This is a genomic window from Aquimarina spongiae (assembly GCF_900141785.1).
Lineage (GTDB): Bacteria > Bacteroidota > Bacteroidia > Flavobacteriales > Flavobacteriaceae > Aquimarina > Aquimarina spongiae.
The window spans coordinates 167,362-186,890 of sequence record NZ_FQYP01000004.1 but is presented as its reverse complement, the minus strand read 5'-3'; the positions used below and the strand labels follow the sequence as shown (position 1 = coordinate 186,890).

Annotated in this window: 17 protein-coding genes; 13 read left to right on the top strand and 4 right to left on the bottom strand. The window is 35.6% G+C overall.

Annotated elements, in window-relative coordinates; translation table 11 throughout:
- Window position 1 precedes the first annotated feature (1 nt).
- The 6 genes from BUE24_RS10585 (at window position 2) to purD (ending at window position 7,170) form a co-directional block, all read left to right on the top strand.
- Window positions 2-745, top strand: coding sequence for a WecB/TagA/CpsF family glycosyltransferase (locus BUE24_RS10585; protein WP_073315990.1), 744 nt, complete (start codon window positions 2-4; stop codon window positions 743-745).
- A complete protein-coding gene (locus BUE24_RS10580) occupies window positions 742-2,052 on the top strand; it encodes a UDP-glucose dehydrogenase family protein (RefSeq protein ID WP_073315989.1) in 1,311 nt (436 codons plus the stop codon). Before BUE24_RS10585 ends, BUE24_RS10580 begins: the two co-directional genes overlap by 4 nt.
- On the top strand, window positions 2,049-3,026 hold the full coding sequence (locus BUE24_RS10575) for a UDP-glucuronic acid decarboxylase family protein (protein WP_073315988.1): 978 nt from the start codon (window positions 2,049-2,051) through the stop codon (window positions 3,024-3,026). The genes BUE24_RS10580 and BUE24_RS10575 overlap by 4 nt, the downstream gene beginning before the upstream one ends.
- An 11-nt stretch (window positions 3,027-3,037) precedes the next feature.
- Complete coding sequence (locus BUE24_RS10570) at window positions 3,038-4,384, top strand: undecaprenyl-phosphate glucose phosphotransferase (RefSeq protein ID WP_073315987.1); 1,347 nt, start codon at window positions 3,038-3,040, stop codon at window positions 4,382-4,384.
- A gap of 103 nt (window positions 4,385-4,487) precedes the next feature.
- Entirely contained in the window at window positions 4,488-5,783 is a 1,296-nt protein-coding gene (locus BUE24_RS10565) for an O-antigen ligase family protein (protein ID WP_084549487.1), read from the top strand.
- Between the two features lie 115 nt (window positions 5,784-5,898).
- Window positions 5,899-7,170: a phosphoribosylamine--glycine ligase gene (gene purD, locus BUE24_RS10560; RefSeq protein ID WP_073315985.1), complete on the top strand. Its 1,272-nt coding sequence runs from the start codon at window positions 5,899-5,901 to the stop codon at window positions 7,168-7,170.
- A gap of 77 nt (window positions 7,171-7,247) precedes the next feature.
- Here purD and BUE24_RS10555 read toward each other — a convergent pair whose 3' ends face one another.
- The gene (locus BUE24_RS10555) at window positions 7,248-7,478 is read right to left on the bottom strand and encodes a DUF6341 family protein (protein ID WP_073315984.1); all 231 of its coding nucleotides are present in this window, start codon (window positions 7,476-7,478) and stop codon (window positions 7,248-7,250) included.
- Window positions 7,479-7,601: 123 nt separating this feature from the next.
- Here BUE24_RS10555 and BUE24_RS10550 point away from each other — a divergent pair, with 123 nt between their 5' ends.
- The 3 genes from BUE24_RS10550 to BUE24_RS10540 all read left to right on the top strand — a co-directional run bounded on the left by BUE24_RS10550 (window position 7,602) and on the right by BUE24_RS10540 (window position 10,241).
- Window positions 7,602-8,522, top strand: a complete 921-nt coding sequence (locus BUE24_RS10550; protein ID WP_425290161.1) for a DUF6427 family protein — start codon at window positions 7,602-7,604, stop codon at window positions 8,520-8,522.
- A 62-nt stretch (window positions 8,523-8,584) separates the two neighbouring features.
- Complete coding sequence (locus tag BUE24_RS10545) at window positions 8,585-9,193, top strand: DUF4254 domain-containing protein (protein ID WP_073315982.1); 609 nt, start codon at window positions 8,585-8,587, stop codon at window positions 9,191-9,193.
- Window positions 9,180-10,241, top strand: a complete 1,062-nt coding sequence (locus BUE24_RS10540) for a glycosyltransferase family 9 protein (protein WP_244548139.1) — start codon at window positions 9,180-9,182, stop codon at window positions 10,239-10,241. The genes BUE24_RS10545 and BUE24_RS10540 overlap by 14 nt, the downstream gene beginning before the upstream one ends.
- 12 nt (window positions 10,242-10,253) lie before the next feature.
- Here the strand turns inward: BUE24_RS10540 and BUE24_RS10535 are convergent, their stop codons facing one another.
- The gene (locus BUE24_RS10535) at window positions 10,254-11,306 is read right to left on the bottom strand and encodes a ferredoxin--NADP reductase (RefSeq protein WP_073315980.1); all 1,053 of its coding nucleotides are present in this window, start codon (window positions 11,304-11,306) and stop codon (window positions 10,254-10,256) included.
- Between the two features lie 149 nt (window positions 11,307-11,455).
- Between BUE24_RS10535 and BUE24_RS10530 the strand changes: the two genes are divergently transcribed.
- Together BUE24_RS10530 and BUE24_RS10525 are read left to right on the top strand one after the other, a co-directional pair.
- Window positions 11,456-12,928 carry a DUF5687 family protein gene (locus BUE24_RS10530; RefSeq protein ID WP_073315979.1) on the top strand — a complete coding sequence of 491 codons (1,473 nt, stop codon included), beginning with the start codon at window positions 11,456-11,458 and terminating at the stop codon, window positions 12,926-12,928.
- 4 nt (window positions 12,929-12,932) lie between these two features.
- Window positions 12,933-13,664, top strand: coding sequence for an ABC transporter ATP-binding protein (locus tag BUE24_RS10525; protein ID WP_073315978.1), 732 nt, complete (start codon window positions 12,933-12,935; stop codon window positions 13,662-13,664).
- A gap of 34 nt (window positions 13,665-13,698) precedes the next feature.
- Here BUE24_RS10525 and BUE24_RS10520 read toward each other — a convergent pair whose 3' ends face one another.
- Both BUE24_RS10520 and BUE24_RS10515 read right to left on the bottom strand, forming a co-directional pair.
- Complete coding sequence (locus BUE24_RS10520) at window positions 13,699-14,157, bottom strand: hypothetical protein (RefSeq protein ID WP_073315977.1); 459 nt, start codon at window positions 14,155-14,157, stop codon at window positions 13,699-13,701.
- 79 nt (window positions 14,158-14,236) lie between these two features.
- Window positions 14,237-14,791 (bottom strand): RNA polymerase sigma factor, encoded by a 555-nt coding sequence (locus BUE24_RS10515; protein WP_073315976.1) that lies wholly within the window; start codon window positions 14,789-14,791, stop codon window positions 14,237-14,239.
- Window positions 14,792-14,879: 88 nt separating this feature from the next.
- Here BUE24_RS10515 and BUE24_RS10510 point away from each other — a divergent pair, with 88 nt between their 5' ends.
- Together BUE24_RS10510 and BUE24_RS10505 are read left to right on the top strand one after the other, a co-directional pair.
- Entirely contained in the window at window positions 14,880-16,046 is a 1,167-nt protein-coding gene (locus BUE24_RS10510) for a FecR family protein (protein WP_073315975.1), read from the top strand.
- An 85-nt stretch (window positions 16,047-16,131) separates the two neighbouring features.
- On the top strand, window positions 16,132-19,374 hold the full coding sequence (locus BUE24_RS10505; RefSeq protein WP_170864587.1) for a TonB-dependent receptor: 3,243 nt from the start codon (window positions 16,132-16,134) through the stop codon (window positions 19,372-19,374).
- Window positions 19,375-19,529 lie beyond the last annotated feature (155 nt).

The following is a 19,529-nucleotide window of genomic DNA, read 5'->3' as shown; positions in this document are numbered from 1 at the left end:
CATGGAAAATAGAATACATATTCTTAATACGGTTATTGATAATTTGTCTATGCAGGATACGATTTCTGAGATAGAGGATACTATCAAAACAGGAAATCAAATTCATCACGTAGTTGTAAACGCTGGTAAAATTGTTTCAATGCAAAGTGACCTCCAACTAAGGGAAAGCGTGAACAGCAGTGATTTAATTAATGCAGATGGACAAGCGGTTGTATGGGCTTCAAGATTTTTAAAAAAACCACTAAAAGAAAGAGTAGCAGGAATTGATCTGATGCAAAATCTAGTTTCCAAAGCAGAGGAAAAACAATATAAAATATTTTTTTTCGGAGCAAAAGAGGAAGTTGTAAAGAAAGTAGTTGATATTTATTCTGAAAAGTATTCTCCAGAAATTGTAGCAGGTTATCGCAATGGATACTTCAATAAGGAAGATGAGACAACAATCGCAAAACAAATCTCGGATAGTGGAGCTAATATTCTTTTTGTCGCAATTAGTTCTCCCACAAAAGAAAATTTTCTTTATCAGAACAGAGAAATTTTGTCAAAGGTAAATTTCATTATGGGAGTAGGAGGAAGTTTTGATGTAGTAGCCGGTAAAGTGAAAAGAGCTCCTCTTTGGATGCAAAAATCTGGATTAGAATGGTTTTATAGATTTATTCAAGAGCCAAGAAGAATGTGGAAACGCTATTTAGTTGGTAATACGAAATTTGTACTTTTAGTACTTAAAGAAAGATATAGAAGTAAATGAAAATATCGGTTATAGGAACGGGTTATGTAGGTTTAGTAACAGGCACCTGTCTGGCTGAAACTGGAAACGAAGTTATTTGTGTTGATATCGACGTCAATAAAATTGAGAATATGAGGAAAGGTGTAGTACCTATTTATGAACCTCATTTGGACGTATTATTCGAGAGAAATATCAATGCAAAAAGATTGAAGTTTACAACTTCATTGAAAGAAGGCCTAGATCATGGTGATATTATCTTTTTAGCACTTCCGACCCCAGAAGATGAAGATGGATCAGCAGATCTGAGGTATGTTTTGGGTGTTGCAGACGAAATAGGACAACTAATTACCGATTATAAAGTAATTGTCGATAAAAGTACCGTTCCGGTTGGAACCGCAGAAAAAGTTCATGAGGTAATTTCTAAGAATGCGAAGGTAGATTTTGATGTAGTTTCTAATCCTGAATTTTTAAGGGAAGGTTTTGCAGTTGATGATTTTCTTAAACCGGAAAGAATAGTCATTGGGTCTAGTTCTGATAGAGCTACAGAACTCATGGGGAAATTATATAAACCTTTTGTAAGGTCAGGTAATCCAATCATTATAATGGATGAGAAATCTGCCGAATTGACCAAATATGCGGCAAATTCTTTTTTGGCTGCAAAGATTACCTTTATGAATGAAGTGGCTAATTACTGCGAAAAAGTAGGAGCAGATGTTGACAAGGTGCGTATAGGTATGGGTACTGACTCGAGGATCGGAAAACGATTTTTGTTTCCCGGTATAGGCTACGGGGGTTCCTGTTTTCCAAAAGATGTAAAGGCACTTCATAAATCTGGAAAGGACGAAGACTATGATTTTAAGATTTTGGAGGCTGTACTAAAGGTTAACAAAAAACAGAAGTTAGCACTTTTACCCAAGATTAATTCATATTTCGAGAGTAATATTAAAGGAAAAACCTTCGCTTTATGGGGGTTGGCTTTTAAACCCGAAACCGATGATATTAGGGAAGCACCTGCATTAGATATGATTAACGAGTTGCTTGCCAATGGTGCAAAAGTAAAGGCTTTTGACCCAGAGGCTATGGATAATGTTGCCCGTAAAATGGGTGACAAAATTGAGTTTGCAAACTCAATGTATGATGTACTAGAGGGTGCGGATGCTCTTGTGATTTGTACAGAGTGGAGTATTTTCAGAACACCTAATTTTAATACAATTAGAGAGCTTTTGAAAAATAGTGTAATTTTTGATGGAAGAAATTTATATGACCTCCATGATATAGAAAAAGAGGGGTTTTCATATTATTCAATAGGAAGAAAGGATATAAAATGAAAAGAGTTTTAATTACTGGGGCTGCTGGCTTTTTGGGATCGCACTTATGTGATCGATTTATTAATGAAGGGTTTTATGTTATCGGGATGGATAATTTGATAACCGGAGACTTAAAAAATATTGAACATCTTTTTAAGCTAGAAAATTTCGATTTTTATCATCATGATGTTACCAAGTTTGTACATGTCCCTGGAGAATTGGATTACATTCTTCATTTTGCCTCTCCGGCAAGCCCGATAGATTATCTTAAAATTCCAATTCAGACTTTAAAAGTAGGATCGTTAGGGACTCATAATTTATTAGGTTTAGCCAAAGAAAAGAAAGCTCGGATTTTGATTGCATCTACCAGTGAAGTGTATGGGGATCCTTTGGTACACCCTCAAAATGAAGATTATTATGGAAATGTAAATACAATCGGACCAAGAGGAGTATATGATGAAGCGAAACGTTTTCAAGAATCGATAACCATGGCTTATCATACCTACCATGGTGTAGAAACAAGAATCGTACGTATATTTAATACTTATGGGCCAAGGATGCGTTTAAACGATGGAAGAGTTGTGCCAGCATTTATAGGTCAATCATTAAGAGGTGAGGACCTAACTATTTTTGGTGATGGGATGCAGACCAGATCCTTTTGTTATGTTGATGATCTGGTAGAAGGAATTTATAGATTGTTATTTAGTAGTTATGTCTTCCCTGTTAATATTGGAAACCCTGATGAAATAACAATAAAAGATTTCGCAGAGGAAATAATTAAGCTTACCGAAACTGATCAAAAAATAATATATAAACCGTTACCAATTAATGATCCACTTCAAAGACAACCAGATATTGCAAAAGCAAAGGAAATATTAGGTTGGGAACCAAGAGTAAGTAGGCATGATGGGATGAAAAAAACCATAACATACTTTAAAAGTCTCTCTAAAGAAGAACTTCAAAGAAGTGAGCACAGAGATTTCCAAAAAAAATGATATAGTTTTATATGAATGCAAAAATAGGCAGATATTCAGGGTATATAAAACCACTTTTTTGTTTAGTAGATTTAGTCATACTAAATGTTACCATATCATTTTTTGATACCAATATAAACCAGAGTTTATTATTTTCTATTTATGTATCTATATTATGGATTATTCTATCAATAAAGAATAAGTTTTACGATATAAAACGATTTTCTAAGGTAATTCAAATATTAGCGTCAATCATAAGCCAATTTTTAATTTTTGGCCTCATTCTATATGCTTTCATCGGATTTTTTAAACAGCCCATAGTTAGTCGATTAGAAATAGGAAAATACTTTTTAGCGGTCATAGTAATCGTCACGTTTTCAAAATTTGTACTACTGTACTTGTTGTCTAGATATAGAAAAGTATTTGGTGGAAACATTAGAAGAGTAGTCGTAATTGGAAATAATAAAAAAACAGATCAACTTATAGAGATTTTTAGGAGTAGACCTGAATTCGGTTACAAGTTTCATAGAAAGTTTGATGTCAAGACCGATGAATTTGATCTTGAAAACTGCTTTAACTATATTTTTGAAAATGAAATAGACGAAGTGTATTGTTCTGTTGCAGAATTATCTAATAAGCAATTACGAGAGTTTGTAAGTTTTACAGATAACAACTTGAAAATTCTTAAATTTATTCCGGATAATAAAGATATTTTCACCAAAAAGTTAGTTTTTAATTATTATGGATATGTTCCTGTACTTTCTTTTAGAGAAATTCCGCTGGACGATTCTATAAACAAATTTGCGAAAAGAGCTTTTGATATACTACTATCTTTAATAGTATTAATTGGTATTCTTTCCTGGCTTACCCCTTTAATTGCATTGCTAATTCAATTAGAATCCAGAGGACCTGTTTTTTTTAAGCAAAGACGCAATGGATTGGATTATCGAGAATTTTATTGCTATAAATATAGATCAATGAAACCAAGTAACAGTGCTAATCAGGCTACTAGAGGCGATTCAAGGGTTACAAGGGTCGGAAAGTTTATACGCAGAACAAGTATTGACGAACTTCCACAGTTTATAAATGTTTTGAAGGGAGATATGTCGGTAGTTGGACCAAGGCCACATATGGTAAAACACAATGAGGAATTTGCCAGTAAGGTTGATAAATTTATGGTACGTCACTTTGTAAAACCGGGTATTACTGGATTAGCTCAAGTAAGTGGTTTTAGAGGCGAAATAGAAACCAATAAAGATATTATTAATAGAGTAAAATACGATATCTTTTATGTAGAAAACTGGTCATTATTATTAGACATAAAAATTGTGGTTTTAACGGTTATTAATGCTATTAAAGGAGAGGAAAAAGCTTATTAATAGCATTTCCTCATAAGATAAACATCCTAAAACTTAAAAGATCGTAGACTTTGCGTACCTTATCGAGGAAACGAGTAGAGGTTAACGATGATCGTTGTGTAAAATGATATTTAAAGAGGTCATATATGGATTAAACAGAATGTTTTACAGAGATGAAGAAGATCTAATCGTAACCATCTTCTGGAACAGTTTATATATCTCGTTTTTTCTATTGCCTTTGGGGATCAATTTACCTACTCCCTTTTTTGTAATATCCATTTTACTGGGCTTAATCAATATTTTTAGAACGAAAAGAAATTTCTTTTCCGATAGTAAGGTATTATGGCTCTTTCCTATTTATTTTATTATCATTTCTATTAGCATGATCTATACAGAAAACATTCAAGATGGAATGAATTTGTTGCAAAGGTCACTGTCATTGTTGTTTTTTCCTATAATTTTTCTCTTTGTAAAAGAAGATGCTTCTTCGGTAAGAAAGTTATTCGATTTTTTACTTCTGGGTATTCTGGTTTCTTTTTTTATCAATTTTGCCATAGGAATTTATGATACTTTAGGATACATTAAACGAAGTGGATTTTTCTTGGAAGCATCAATTGAAGGGGTTTCTAGTCTCTTTGATGCGACTATGAAAGGATGGAGTTACTTTATCAGAACTGATTTCTCCAAGTTAATTAATTCAAGCTATGTTTCCTTATACATTTTATTGGTACTTAGCTATTATTTGAAAAACAAACTACAATCTAGAGTTCAAGTGATCATTGTTTTCGTATTGTTTTTTTATTTATTTCTGCTGGCTTCTATCGCAGCATATCTTATCCTATTGATCATGTGCCTTTTATTGATATTTAATATATCTGATAAGAGTAAGAAATATACGATGTCACTATTGTTTTTTTTGGGCGTGATTGTGTTTCTGAATAATCCAAGGGTGTTCAATTTCTATAAAAATGTTACGGGCATTTCGGATGATTTTGGAATTACCACTACTACCATTGAAAAGTCGAGATTGTTAACCTGGAATGCGAGTTTAGATTTGATAAAAGAAGCTCCAATTTTTGGATATGGAATTGGAGATACCAACGATGTATTGACGCGGAAATATAAAGAACTTAACTATTTTCATAATTATGAAAATAAGTACAATGCGCACAATCAGTTTCTACAAACTTTTTTACAGACGGGAATATTAGGTTTTGGTGTGTTGATTACCATTTTTGTACTACTAGCCATTAGGATGTGGGGTAGTAAAAATGAATTTTCTGTTTTTTTAATCCTTTTTATTTCGTTGTTTTTTGAATCGATGCTAGTTCGATTTAACGGAATTGTGTTCTTCTCAATCATTATTCCCTTGTTACTCAAAAAGAGAAGTATTTTAAGTAGTAGAATTATTCGAAACTAACCGTTTTTCTGTGAACCCCAAAGATCTCCATTAAATCATAAAAATGATGGTAAATAATTAGTTCGAAAAGCAGTAATACGCTATTTTTGAAGCTTTAAATTTAAGCTACCTAATCATGAATATCTTAATACTTGGATCCGGAGGGAGAGAACATACCTTTGCCTATAAAATTGCAAAGAGTGAAAGATGTAGCCGTCTTTTTGTTGCTCCCGGAAATGCCGGTACCGATTCAATTGCAACTAATGTTCCTATTGCTGTAACCGATTTCGAAAGCATAAAGGAGTTAGTGCTCAAAGAGGAAATTGCAATGGTTGTGGTAGGCCCAGAAGACCCTTTGGTTCGCGGTATAAGTGATTTTTTTGCCCAAGATTCTGAATTGGCCAATGTTGTAGTTATTGGACCTTCAAAAGAAGGAGCTAGATTAGAAGGAAGTAAAGAGTACGCCAAAGAGTTTTTATTTAGACACAATATTCCAACAGCAGCATATCAGAGTTTTACTGCCGCTACCGTAGACGAAGGGAAAAAGTTTCTGGAAACCCTAACTCCTCCATATGTATTAAAAGCAGATGGTTTGGCAGCAGGAAAAGGAGTATTGATTCTTAAAGATCTGGAAGAAGCCAAATCAGAACTCGATAATATGCTGACCAATCAAAAATTTGGAGCAGCTAGTCAGACGGTTGTGATCGAGGAATTTTTAGACGGGATAGAACTTAGTGTTTTTGTACTTACCGATGGGAAGAACTATGTTACACTGCCTACGGCCAAAGATTACAAACGTATTGGTGAAGGAGATACAGGATTAAATACCGGAGGAATGGGTGCAATCTCTCCAGTACCTTTTGCAGACGAGGAGTTTATGGGCAAAATAGAAGAACAAATCATCAAGCCCACGGTACAAGGGCTTTCTAAAGAAAATATCGATTACAAAGGATTTATTTTTATTGGCCTAATCAAAGTAGGAGATGATCCAAAAGTAATAGAATACAATGTGCGAATGGGAGATCCAGAGACAGAAGTAGTCCTTCCAAGATTACAAACCGATTTGGTAGAATTGCTCTCTCATGTAGGAGCAGGATCCTTAGATCAGATCGATCTACAAATTGACGATAGAAGCGCTACTACGGTAATGACAGTTTCTGGTGGATATCCAGAGGCCTATGAAAAAGGAAAAGAGATTACAGGAATAGAAAATATAGATGATTCAATCGTTTTTCATGCTGGAACCAAAATTGAAAATGGCAAAGTAGTAACTAATGGAGGTAGAGTAATTGCGATCACTTCTTTTGATAATGATTTCAAACAAGCCTTAGAGAAATCTTACTCAAGCATAGAGAAACTACACTTTGATAAAATGTATTATAGAAAAGATCTTGGGTTCGATCTATAAAGAATCCTGAGCAGAACTAAATAAGAAAAGCGCTTGTAACTACAAGCGCTTTTCTTATTTATATAGAGTAAATATCTTTAGTTCAAGAAAGAGTGAGCCTTAGGGTCTCTGTTTTCCTCATTGTTGTCATTAAATTTTTTCAGCTCTTTCATCCAGTAGAAAAAAGCGACAAATCCAATTAGCATGAACAACCAGTTTATAATATTAGCAGCAGTCCAACTTTCCAATTCAAGGGCTCTTAAAGCATCAAGTGGTGCGAATAATACATTGACAAAAAGAGATTCAATTGCTTCAAAAAATTCTTTCATAACGTGTTTTATATAGGCTTTATAAAAAGTAAACAGTAAGGAACTGAAAACTTTTTATAAATTCGTTCAACTTTATTAAAAATAATTAGTTTCTTATTCCTGGCAAAAATATAAAAAATAGTAGTGTTATCAAGTTTTTTTAGCAAATCAAAACCCATTAATTATGTTGTAGTGGCATTATATATGTTCCTTTTGTATGGAATTGCACATTACAAAAAGGGAATAGTACTAGAATCCAAAGAGATATTCCTGTTGATCATAGGCCTGGCCTTCTATATTTTGCCTATGTTGTTGCTAAATTTTATTCTTCAAAGAAACGATATTACCGAAAAAGGATCATACACCATTTTAATTTATGGTTTCCTTACGGGCGTATTGCCTCATGCGCTTACAGATATCAATGTATTGTTGGCAAGTGGTTTTATTTTGGTAGGGTTTAGAAATGTGATTCGGTTGCGAAATGAAAAGGAGATTAAAGCCAAGATTTTAAATGCTTCTCTTTGCATCGGTCTGGCATCGCTTGCCTATTTTTGGAGTATTGCATTTATTGTTTTGGTCTATGTAGGTGTTCTGTATTTTGATTCAAAAAATTATAGAAATTGGATTATTCCGATAATTGGAGTGCTTACCATTTATTTATTTGCAAATTGTTTTACGTTATTGTTTTATGATTCCTTTTATAACTATTCGGAGTACTTGGATGTAGCTTCCTTGTCTTTTCAGAATTACTTAGTCAAAGATCAATTATTTTCATTAGGAACGTTATCTATTTGTATTCTGTTCTTTTTGGCGCTTTATCTTATCAAATACAGTAGAAAAGCTGCAAATATTAAACCAGTACTCAGGTTGATCATCGCATATCTTGTTATTGCCGTTGGAATCGCTGTAATTGCTCCAGCCAAAAATACTTCCGAAGTGTTTTTCTTATGTATTCCTTTAGCCATAATGGGGACTACGTATCTTGAGATGAATTACAATATGCTGGCCAAAGAAATTAATATTTGGGTGTTTTTACTGATTCCTTTTACGATGTTATTGTTCTAAGATGATAATTCTATTATAAATTATAATACCTTTGTACACATTTTCAGAAATACAAAGATTCAATGTTTACGGACAAGGCAAATAAAATTTTTAAGGAAGTTATCGATCAATATCACATTATCGATAGCGTAGATCAAGAATTCAGCAACCCTTATGATAGCAAATCACAAGTTATAGAGCATCTGCTATATCGTAAATGTTGGATTGATACCGTACAATGGCATTATGAGGATATCATCCGTGATCCTGAAATTGAACCGGTTGCAGCTTTGAAGCTAAAGCGACAAATTGATGCTTCAAATCAGGACAGAACCGATATGGTAGAATATATCGACAGTTATTTTTTGGAAGAGTACAAAGCGGTGACTCCAAAAGAGGATGCTACTATCAATACCGAAAGTCCAGCGTGGGGTGTAGATCGCTTATCGATATTGGCATTGAAGGTATACCATATGCATGAGGAAACGGTGAGGACTGATGCCTCTGATGCACACAAAGCTGCTTGTCAGAAAAAGTTAGACATTTTACTAGAGCAACAAGTAGATTTATCTACCGCAATAGACACATTACTGAAGGATATTGAGCAAGGAGATAAGTACATGAAAGTCTATAAACAGATGAAAATGTACAATGACGATGAGCTAAATCCTGTATTGCGTGGCGAAAAATAAGGTAGATATACGTAATACTCCTGAAACAAACATCTTGGTAATACGGTTGTCTGCTATGGGAGACATAGCCATGACGATACCCGTATTACGAACCTTTAGAGCTACGTATCCCAACGTTAAGCTAACCGTACTTACCCGTAAGTTCTTCGAACCTCTTTTTAGTGATATTGACAATCTCGAGGTCTATCCCGCAGAAGTGGATCGAAAACATAAGGGGATTTTGGGATTAACGCGATTGCATAAAGATTTACGTCGATTAGGCATTACTGCAGTTGCTGATTTACACAATGTTCTTCGTTCTAATGTATTGAAAACACTATTTTCTTTTAGTGGGATACCAGTAGTACAAATAGACAAGGGAAGGACTGATAAAAAAGCCTTAACCAGTGCCAAAAACAAAGTGTTTAAACCCTTAAAAACAACCCATCAACGTTATGCAGAGGTTTTTGGAAAGTTAGGTTTCCCTATAAATATTGATGATCATAGTTTTCCTCAAAAAATATCGCTGTCACCCAATATCGTGGCGTTAAGCTTAAATTCTTCCAAAAAATGGTTAGGGATTGCTCCCTTTGCTCAATACGAGAGTAAGACCTATCCCTTGGAGCTAATGGTTGAGGTTATTGAAACTTTGGATCGAGAAAACCAATTTGAGATTTTCTTATTTGGGGGAGGAAAACGCGAAAAGGACATATTAAACAATATTGCATCCAAATACAACAATGTGATTAATGTAGTAGGTAAATTACCATTTGAGGATGAACTAAAGCTTATTGGTAATCTGGATGTAATGTTGTCTATGGATAGCGGTAATGCACACATAGCGGCTATGTATAATGTGCCTACGATTACCCTATGGGGGGTTACGCATCCATTTGCTGGCTTTATGCCATTTGGACAACCAGCAGAAAATGCTATATTACCTAACCTGGCAAAGTATGACCAGATACCTACTTCTATTTATGGCAATAAAGTACCAGAGGGTTACGAAAAAGTGATGTATTCTATTCCTCCAAAGACGGTGGTAGAAAAACTGAATTCATTTGTATAAATCAGCAATTAATTACACATCATCAAAGTCAACTTTGATCGATGCTGTAGTAGGATGAGCCTGGCAGGCCAAAACTAATCCTTCCTCAATTTCACCATCGGTAAGGATACTATTTTTTTCCATCACAGCTTTACCTTCAGTTATTTTACAAACACATGAGCTACAAACCCCTCCCTGACAAGAATAGGGAGCATCTATATCCTCATCCAGAGCAGCATCTAATAAGGTCTTTTTTTGATCCATTACAAAGGTAAACTCTTCATCGTCTACAATCACTGTGATCGAAGTTTTACCATCTAGATCGGCGTCGATTTCTGTCGCTTCAGAACTGCTGGTAAAAAGTTCAAAATGAATTTGATTTTTGGTAATTCCATTTTCTTCCAAAACAGCGGTTACGGTATTGATCATTTCCTCGGGCCCGCACAGATAAAAGTTGTCGAAGGTAGTTTCCTTAAACTTATTCTTAAGTACGTAGTTAACTGTAGGTTTCTCGATTCTTCCAAAATGAGCGTTATCTTCTCTGGTTTGGCTAAAGACAAATTCTATAAAGAAACGATCAGAATGAGCATCTCGAAGCGCTAATAGTTCGTTATAAAATATGGTTTCCTCAGGACTTTTATTTCCATAAACCAAAACAAATTGACTGTTTGGCTCCTCTTCTAATACCGATTTGATCATACTCATCACAGGAGTAATTCCACTACCTGCTGCAAAAGCCGCATAAGTATTGCTCGATGCAGGATTCGTTTTCAGTACAAAATTTCCTTCTGGAGGATGAACTTCCAAAACATCATCTTTAGATAGTTCGGCATTGGCCAATACCGAAAAAGTACCGCCTTCTATCGCTTTTATAGCAACTTTAAGCTCTTTACTTTTTGAGGAACTACAGATAGAATAGGCTCTTCGTACTTCTTTACCCTCAATCTCTTTTTTGAGTGTAAGATATTGTCCTGGTACAAAAGAGTAGGTGTCTTCGAGATGAGAAGGCACTTCAAAAGCAATAGAAACTGCATTTGGAGTCTCTTTGATGACTTGTTTTATAGTGAGTTGATGAAAATCTGACATTACAATAATTTTCCGCAAAAATAACAAATGGTTTAAGAGGAGATGGCTTTTAAGATAAATTTATCTAAATGGATTTTGTAACAAAATTCAAGTTGCGGTTACTAAATAATTAAAGAAGTATATCCTTCTTTCCAAAAACCCTTTCAACAATGGTTAAACATTTTGTCTCTTTACAATGGAAATCCTTTTGGAGATCAGCATCCATGTCTTCGGGATTATTCATGAAAATTTTTATGGCATTTTGGGCGTGTTGGTTAGCCCTTATGTCGGCCCTTGGCGGCATAGCATTCTACAAATTGGTAAAAGAAAAATTAGAGCTCGATCCCTTAGAAACCTTAAATCGATTTTTGATTTATTGGTGGGTTGGAGACCTGCTTTTTCGTTACGCCCTGCAAAAAATGCCGGTAATTAATATCAAGCCGTTGCTATTGCTCCCGTTTAACAAAAACAAAATAGTTTCTTTTGCCTTTGGGAAGACCGTATTCTCATTTTTCAATGTGATTCATGCGTTCTTTTTTATTCCATTTTCACTGGTTTTGATCAAAAACGGACACCCAGTAACCAATGTATTGTTGTGGCATTTGGGACTAATCGCCTTGGCATATGCCAATAACTTTTTAAACATCCTTTTGAATAAAAAAGATAACCTGATTTTTCTTATTGGTGGAGTCTTAGCAATTTTCGGAGGGCTTCATTATTTTGGATATTTTGATGTTACGGTATACACAGCTCCGTTTTTTCAGGGACTATATGATCTGGGATGGATGGTATTTGTTCCCATGGCAGCATTAATAGTTTTGATTGCTCTATCGTTCAGATCCTTTACTTCAGACTTATATCTCGATGCAGGTTTGGCTACCAAATCAAAAGATATAAAAACAGAGAATCTGGATTGGTTAAATAGATTTGGTAGAACAGCTACTTTTCTTAAAAATGATATCAAACTGATTAAGAGAAATAAACGTGCAAAATCAACAGTATTGGTAAGTGTGTTCTTCTTGTTTTATGGATTGTTATTCTTTACAGGTGCTGTAGAAGCCTACGATGGACCAGTGTGGAAGATTTTTGCGGCCATATTTGTTACTGGAGGATTTTTATTGAGTTTTGGGCAGTTTGTTCCTAGTTGGGATAGCTCGTATTATCCTTTGATGATGAGTCAAAATATCAAGTATAAAGAATACCTGTCATCAAAGTGGTGGTTGATGGTAATTGCTACCTTGATCTCTACCGTTTTGGCTTCTGGATATTTATATTTTGGATGGGATGTGTATTTGGCCATTATAGTCGCATCAATTTATAATATCGGAGTAAATTCTCATGTGGTGCTATGGGCAGGAGCCTATGTAAAAACTCCTATTGATTTAACTAGTAACAAAAAAGCTTTTGGAGATAAACAGGCCTTCAATACCAAAACGCTATTGTTGTCCTTACCCAAAATGGCATTACCCATGGTATTATATGCCATAGGACACTATGCCTATAGTCCAAATGCTGGGTATGCACTAGTCACAATAGCAGGAATAGCAGGTTTTGCGTTTAAAGATGCCGTTTTTACCAAAATCGAAAAAATCTACAAAACAGAGAAGTATAAAACCTTATCGGCATACAAACAAAAAAATTAAGAACATGATTGCAGTACATAACCTTAGTAAAACTTATACGGGGAACACCGTTTTAAATATAGAACATCTTGAGATTGAAAAAGGAAAAAGCTTCGGGCTGGTAGGGAATAATGGAGCCGGTAAAACCACTTTATTCAGTGCTTTGTTGGATTTGATACAACCCACAACTGGATATATCGAAAACAATGGGATCAAGGTTAATAGTAGCGAGGATTGGAAATCAATTACTGCTGCATTTATAGACGAAAGCTTTTTGATTGGATACTTGACCGCCGAGGAGTATTTCTATTTTATCGGAGAGTTGCGTGGCCAGAACAAAGCAGATGTAGATGCCTTGCTTTCAAAATTTGAGGACTTTTTTCACGGAGAAATTCTAGGAAAGAAGAAGTACTTAAGAGATTTGTCTAAAGGAAATCAGAAAAAGGTAGGGATTGTAGCTACCCTAATCGGTAATCCCGAAGTAGTTATTCTAGATGAACCTTTTGCTAATCTGGATCCTACTACACAAATACGCTTAAAGCAGATTATCAAAGAATTATCTGCAGATCCAAACGTCACGGTTTTAGTTTCTAGTCATGATTTGATGCATGTTACCGAAGTGTGTGAACGCATTGTAGTATTGGACAAAGGTATTGTGGTTAAAGATATTGTTACCTCTGCAGAAACATTAAAAGAGCTAGAAGAGCACTTTGGTAAGAACGCTATTGCTGATACAGTAGAGGAAGCGAATCAATAACTATCTTTTTCGTTATATCTGTCTAAGGATAGCATTATTGTTCTACATACCAACGAATGGATAGTGGGAAGGGATCATGACCAAGTATTTCTCCAGTAGTTACATTTCTGGTCATAGATTCGGATTTTCCATTGCTGGCTGCAATCAATGTCCACTCGATATTTTCTTTTAAGGATATGGTTTGTTCATCGTATTTTGGAGTTTGTCCAATGATAGGATCGATTTGTGCAAATACTAAGGTGTCACTCATAATGGTCAGGAATTTAGCTTCTGCAAAATGTTCTACTTTTTTGCTCTTATCATTTTTTCTAGCACCATACCAATAGATCCGAATTCTATTTCCTTTTCGTACGGCATCGATTAGGTCTTGAATATCTCCTTTAGATTCTCCTTTACCGTTGTTGGTATAGGTAAGTTTCCAACGATCATTTTCTTGAGAAAAGAGGAATGTACAAGAAAATAAAACAAGCAAGAGTGCGACACTTTTTTTCATAACTGAATGTATTGATTGAAGAACCACTAATTTAAATAGATAATTAGTTAAGACAGTAATTTTCTAGACATAAATCTTTTCAGAAGAATAGGCCGGAAACATTGGTTTTTAAAAACCGAAGGGCTTTGCTAATATGGGATTCTACAGTTTTGGTAGATATACCCAATATCTCGGCAATCTCTTTATGCTTTTTTTGCTCCAATCGACTTAGTTTGAAGACTTCCTTACATTTCTGAGGAAGCTGATCCAGCATTTTTTCGAGTTTGTTCCAATCCGCTTCGTGCTGATCTTCCTTTTCATCATACATGTCAAACAGCGTTTGCCACTTGATTTCATCCAGAATATCATGTTCTTTTTTCTGAGCTCGCAGATGCATTAAAAACTCATTATGACAGGATCGAAAGAGATAATTCTTTAAAGAAGACGAGATTTTTAAAGAAGATCTTTTTTCCCAAAGCCGTAACATCACATTTTGAACTAGATCTTCAGACAAGGTACTATCATGAGAAAGTTTATAAACGTAGTTACATAACCACTCATAGTACAGATCAAAAAGAAGTCTGTAACTCTTTTCGTCTCCTTGGGTTAATCCCGTAATAAGTGCTTTTTCTATGTCGGCAGAACTGTTTTTCATGACTAAAACGTCAACTAAATTAAAAAAAATTAAAATAAAGTAGGGGATTCTTTTGATTTCTGCATCATATAGGTGTAAAAGGAATAAAATGGATAATTATTTAACAATAATTAGAAAATATCTTAAAGGCGACTGCTCTTCAGAAGAAAAAGAATGGCTTAAACAATGGGTAAATGCTAATGAGGAAAACAAAGCACTTTTTAAGAAGGAAATAAAAGAGTCGTATGCTGCAAAAGAGCATTTGGAAGTAGATGTGGAGGGAGCTTTTGAGCGTTTTGTAAAAGGAATACAACAAAAAGAAACCAAAGTAATTTCCTTGAAGCCAGTTTTAAGAGTTATTGGATATGCTGCAGCAGTCGCCGCTGTTGTTTTTGGGATATATACGTATAGGAGTGGTAATTCATCTTTTGAGATCACTACACCAGAAGTGGTACAAGCGGAAGATACTTCTTCAGACAAAATCAAGATTGTACAGGCAGATGGTACCATTAGTTATTTAGGATTGGATGATACGGCAAGTATTAAAGATGCTGAGGGTAATCTTGTGGTTAAAAAGAATGAAGATCAATTAGTGATTCAAGGCGAAAACCACAGCACCAAAACAGAATATCTTCAAATCTCAATTCCAAAAGGAAAGTTGTTTCAATTGGCTTTATCCGATGGAACCAAAGTATGGTTAAATGCGGCTAGTGCACTTAAATTTCCTAGACATTTCAACCCAGAGGATAAAAATAGATTGGTATATCTAGAAGGTGAAGGGTTTTTTGACGTAGTTACTAATACCAAACAACCTTTTATAGTAAGAACCGGAGAAGTAGATGTGGAAGTGTTAGGAACCCAGTTTAATGTATCATCTTATGAGGATGATGCAACAGTCAAAACAACCCTTGTAGAGGGATCTGTGGCTATTAGTGATCCAGAGCAAGAAGATGTAAGACTGAAGCTTACTCCAAATTACCAGGCTATTTTCAGTAAAAACAACAAAGCCTTGGAGCGTAAAAAGGTGGATCCGGCATTGTTTACTTCCTGGATGCATAAGAAAATTATATTACAAAATGAGTCTTTTGCTGAAGTATACAAAAGAATCGAAAGAACATATGATGTAGAAATAACAAGCCTCAATCAAAAATTGAATAACACCCGATTTACCGGAGAATTTGATATCGAAAATGTGGAGCAGATTCTAAAGGTATTTTCAGAAACGATAGCATTTACATATGAAATAAAAGATAAGAAGATTACAATCAATCCGTAAGAAAAATAAGAAAGGAAGTGCTGCCACACTTCCCCTTACGGTTTGATTACTATTTAATTGAGTACTAACCAAACTTTTCAAAATTATGAAAAAAAAGGGTAATCGTACGCTATTTTCACACTTAGCGCACAAATCGAATGTATTAAAAATGAGGCTTACACTGGTTTTATTCTGTTTTTCCATTTTTCAGGTAATGGGAACTTCTGGCTTTTCGCAAGGCGAAATAAAACTTGATTTTAAACAAACTCCTATTGTAGAGGTATTAGACGAAATCAAAAATCAAACTTCGTATAAATTCTTTTACATCAGTGATGAGGTTGATCTTGATCAAAAAACATCTATCAAAGTGAATAAAGAAAGCATTGATAGAGTATTGGGATTACTTTTTGATCCAACCGATATTTCTTATACCATTATGGGCAAGCAGGTGATCTTAAAAAAATCACCTTTGGTTAAAGAAAAACCAGTAATCCAGAGAGAAATCAATGGTAATGTAAAAGATTCGAACGGGAGCCCTCTGCCAGGGGCCAATGTTCTGGTAAAAGGAACTACCATAGGGGCGCAAACTGATTTTGAAGGAAACTTCACCATCAATATCCCTGAAGAGAATAACATATTGGTAATTTCTTACCTGGGTTTTGAAACCCAGGAAATCAATGTGGAAGGAAAAGACTTCATCTCGGTAACCTTACAAGATGCATCTGCGCAATTGGATGATGTAGTGATTGTGGGATCCAGAAATCCTAGCCGTACCGCTGTTGAAACGGCCGTTCCAATTGATGTGATAGACATTACAGAAATTGCAACACAAGGACCTCAGACAACTGTAAACGAAATACTTAACTATGTAGCACCTTCTTTTACTTCACAAACGCAAACAGTTTCAGATGGTACTGACCATATCGATCCGGCGTCTTTGAGAGGTTTAGGTCCTGATCAGGTATTGGTGTTAATTAATGGAAAGAGACGACACAATACGGCATTGGTTAATGTAAACGGAACGGTAGGGGCAGGTAGTGTTGGAACGGATATGAATGCAATTCCAACCGCAGCAATCCAAAGAATTGAGGTGTTACGAGATGGTGCGGCTGCACAATACGGATCCGATGCCATTGCTGGGGTAATCAATATTGTATTGAAGAAAGCAACCAACAAATTGGATGTTACAATCAATACGGGAGCTAACTTCAGTGAAAACTCGAATCAATTTGACGGCGGTAGTGATGGAGAAAAGGTAAAAGTCGATGTCAATTATGGACTACCGATTGGAGACAAAGGAGGATTTATCAATTTCACCGGATCATTATCGACCAGAGCTCCTGCATTAAGAAATAGAGATTATCAAGGAGATATTTTTAGAGGTTATCATGGTGCAGAACGTGTTTTTGCAGCAGGTGGAGGTAATGTAGCCGAAATGACATTGGCAGATTATCAAACAGCAGCACAGGGGATCACCTATCTGGATCAGGCAACCCGTGATCAAATTGCAGCACTGGATGTGACCAATGATGCGGATATTGAAACGTTTAGAACATTGTTGGATATCGATGTTGACGAAGATGAACTTGCTGCAAGAGGATTGACCAGAACAGATTTTAGATTTAGAGTAGGTACTTCAAGATTAAGAGAGGGAAAGTTCTTTGCCAATATGGCGATTCCATTGGGTGAAGATGCAGAATTCTACAGTTTTGGAGGAATTAGCTATCGCGAAGGTCTGGCATCTGGTTTTTATCGTAGACCAGCTCAAGGTGATGGCCGCGCCAATACTCCTGCTTTTCCTAATGGTTTCTTACCTAATATAGGTACCGATATTGTAGATAGATCGATAGCGGTTGGGATCAGAGGTGTTGTAAATAATTGGAATGTCGACTTTTCTAATACCTATGGAACCAACACTTTCGATTTTACAGTAAGCAATTCTAGTAATGGTACTCTTGGAGTAGCTACACCCAGAGATTTTGATGCAGGATCATTAAGCTTTATGCAAAACACCACCAACTTGGATATCAGTAGATTCTACGAAGATATTTTTAGTGGATTAAATGTGGCAATGGGAGCAGAGTACAAAGTAGAAAACTATGCCATTGTCGCTGGCGAAGAAGCTTCGTATGTAAGCTATGATGTAAATGGAAACGTGGTTACAGGTACTACGCCGGATACCGATTTGGTTCGTAATAATTTTACAGGTGCTGTGTTAGGTGGCGGGTCTCAAGTATTCAGAGGCTTTGATCCCAATAACGAAACCGACGAATATAGAAATAGTATTGCTGGATATATTGATCTGGAAGCCGACTTTACAGAGCAATGGTTAGTAAGTTTAGCGGGTAGGTATGAGAACTTCTCCGACTTTGGAGACACCTTTAATTATAAATTAGCCACCCGATATAAGATCACCGAAAACTTCTCGATAAGAGGAGCCAATAGTACAGGATTTAGAGCGCCTTCATTACACCAGCAGTTTTTTAGCAGAACCAGCACCGTTTTTGTAGATAATCAACCTTTTGAACAAGGAACATTTACCAATAACAGTAGAGCTGCGGATTTGATCGGTATTGCCCAACTAAAAGAAGAAACTTCGGATAGTTACAGCGTAGGGCTTACTGCCAAAATTCAAAATTTTACGGTTACGGCAGATGCATACTTGATCAATATTGATGATCGAATCGTATATAGCGGAAGTTTTGGTAATGGAGGTGATCCTGAACTAACTCAGATATTTGAAGCTGCCGGAGCAACCAGTGCACGATTTTTTGTAAATGCCATCGATACCAAATCGCAAGGAGTAGACGTCGTGGTTTCGCATAAAATGAATTTTGGAGAAGAAACTACTTTAAAAAATGATCTTTCTGCCACATTTGCCAAAACCGAGGTCGAGGAAATTCGAGTACCAGAGAGAATTGCAAATGCAGGTCAAAGCGGTAGCTTTTTCGACGGACAAGAAGAAGCCTTCTTAACCCTGGCACAGCCCAGAACGAAAATAAGCCTTAGTAACGCTTTGTCTTTTGGGAAATATAATGTGTTACTACGTAACGTGTTTTTTGGAGAAGTAACAGATCCCGATGATTTTAACGGAGACCCTAGAGTAGATGGCACTGTTGTGAGTGATGATGCAGTGTACGGAGGAAAAGTGGTGACCGACCTTTCATTCTCGGCAGAACTTCTGGAAAATTTAAACATCACCATCGGAGCAAACAACTTATTAGATGTTTATCCCGACGAAAATAGAGAAGGAGGTACAGCTGGAGATCAATTTGTATTCTCAAGAAGAACATCACAATTTGGATATACCGGTAGGTTCTTGTTTGCAAGGGTAAATTTCAAACTATAATGTTTCACTAATTCAGTTTTTGTTTGTTAAAAGGCGAGAAGTTTTCTTCTCGCTTTTTTTGTGAGAAAATCTTGAAAGTGAGGTGTCAGCCATTACTAATTATCAGAAAAACACCATAAATAGGATATAGAAGCCAGAAAAACGTACTAACCCCC

What these genes read in the sequence shown, in the direction of transcription:
- BUE24_RS10520 (WP_073315977.1), bottom strand. Translation starts at nt 14,157, where the DNA reads ATGAAAAAAAGTGTCGCACTCTTGCTTGTTTTATTTTCTTGTACATTC.
- BUE24_RS10585 (WP_073315990.1), top strand. Translation starts at nt 2, where the DNA reads ATGGAAAATAGAATACATATTCTTAATACGGTTATTGATAATTTGTCT.
- BUE24_RS10570 (WP_073315987.1), top strand. Translation starts at nt 3,038, where the DNA reads ATGAATGCAAAAATAGGCAGATATTCAGGGTATATAAAACCACTTTTT.
- BUE24_RS10555 (WP_073315984.1), bottom strand. Translation starts at nt 7,478, where the DNA reads ATGAAAGAATTTTTTGAAGCAATTGAATCTCTTTTTGTCAATGTATTA.
- BUE24_RS10505 (WP_170864587.1), top strand. Translation starts at nt 16,132, where the DNA reads ATGAAAAAAAAGGGTAATCGTACGCTATTTTCACACTTAGCGCACAAA.
- BUE24_RS10525 (WP_073315978.1), top strand. Translation starts at nt 12,933, where the DNA reads ATGATTGCAGTACATAACCTTAGTAAAACTTATACGGGGAACACCGTT.
- BUE24_RS10580 (WP_073315989.1), top strand. Translation starts at nt 742, where the DNA reads ATGAAAATATCGGTTATAGGAACGGGTTATGTAGGTTTAGTAACAGGC.
- BUE24_RS10515 (WP_073315976.1), bottom strand. Translation starts at nt 14,791, where the DNA reads ATGAAAAACAGTTCTGCCGACATAGAAAAAGCACTTATTACGGGATTA.
- BUE24_RS10565 (WP_084549487.1), top strand. Translation starts at nt 4,488, where the DNA reads ATGATATTTAAAGAGGTCATATATGGATTAAACAGAATGTTTTACAGA.
- BUE24_RS10535 (WP_073315980.1), bottom strand. Translation starts at nt 11,306, where the DNA reads ATGTCAGATTTTCATCAACTCACTATAAAACAAGTCATCAAAGAGACT.
- BUE24_RS10545 (WP_073315982.1), top strand. Translation starts at nt 8,585, where the DNA reads ATGTTTACGGACAAGGCAAATAAAATTTTTAAGGAAGTTATCGATCAA.
- BUE24_RS10530 (WP_073315979.1), top strand. Translation starts at nt 11,456, where the DNA reads ATGGTTAAACATTTTGTCTCTTTACAATGGAAATCCTTTTGGAGATCA.
- purD (WP_073315985.1), top strand. Translation starts at nt 5,899, where the DNA reads ATGAATATCTTAATACTTGGATCCGGAGGGAGAGAACATACCTTTGCC.
- BUE24_RS10575 (WP_073315988.1), top strand. Translation starts at nt 2,049, where the DNA reads ATGAAAAGAGTTTTAATTACTGGGGCTGCTGGCTTTTTGGGATCGCAC.
- BUE24_RS10510 (WP_073315975.1), top strand. Translation starts at nt 14,880, where the DNA reads ATGGATAATTATTTAACAATAATTAGAAAATATCTTAAAGGCGACTGC.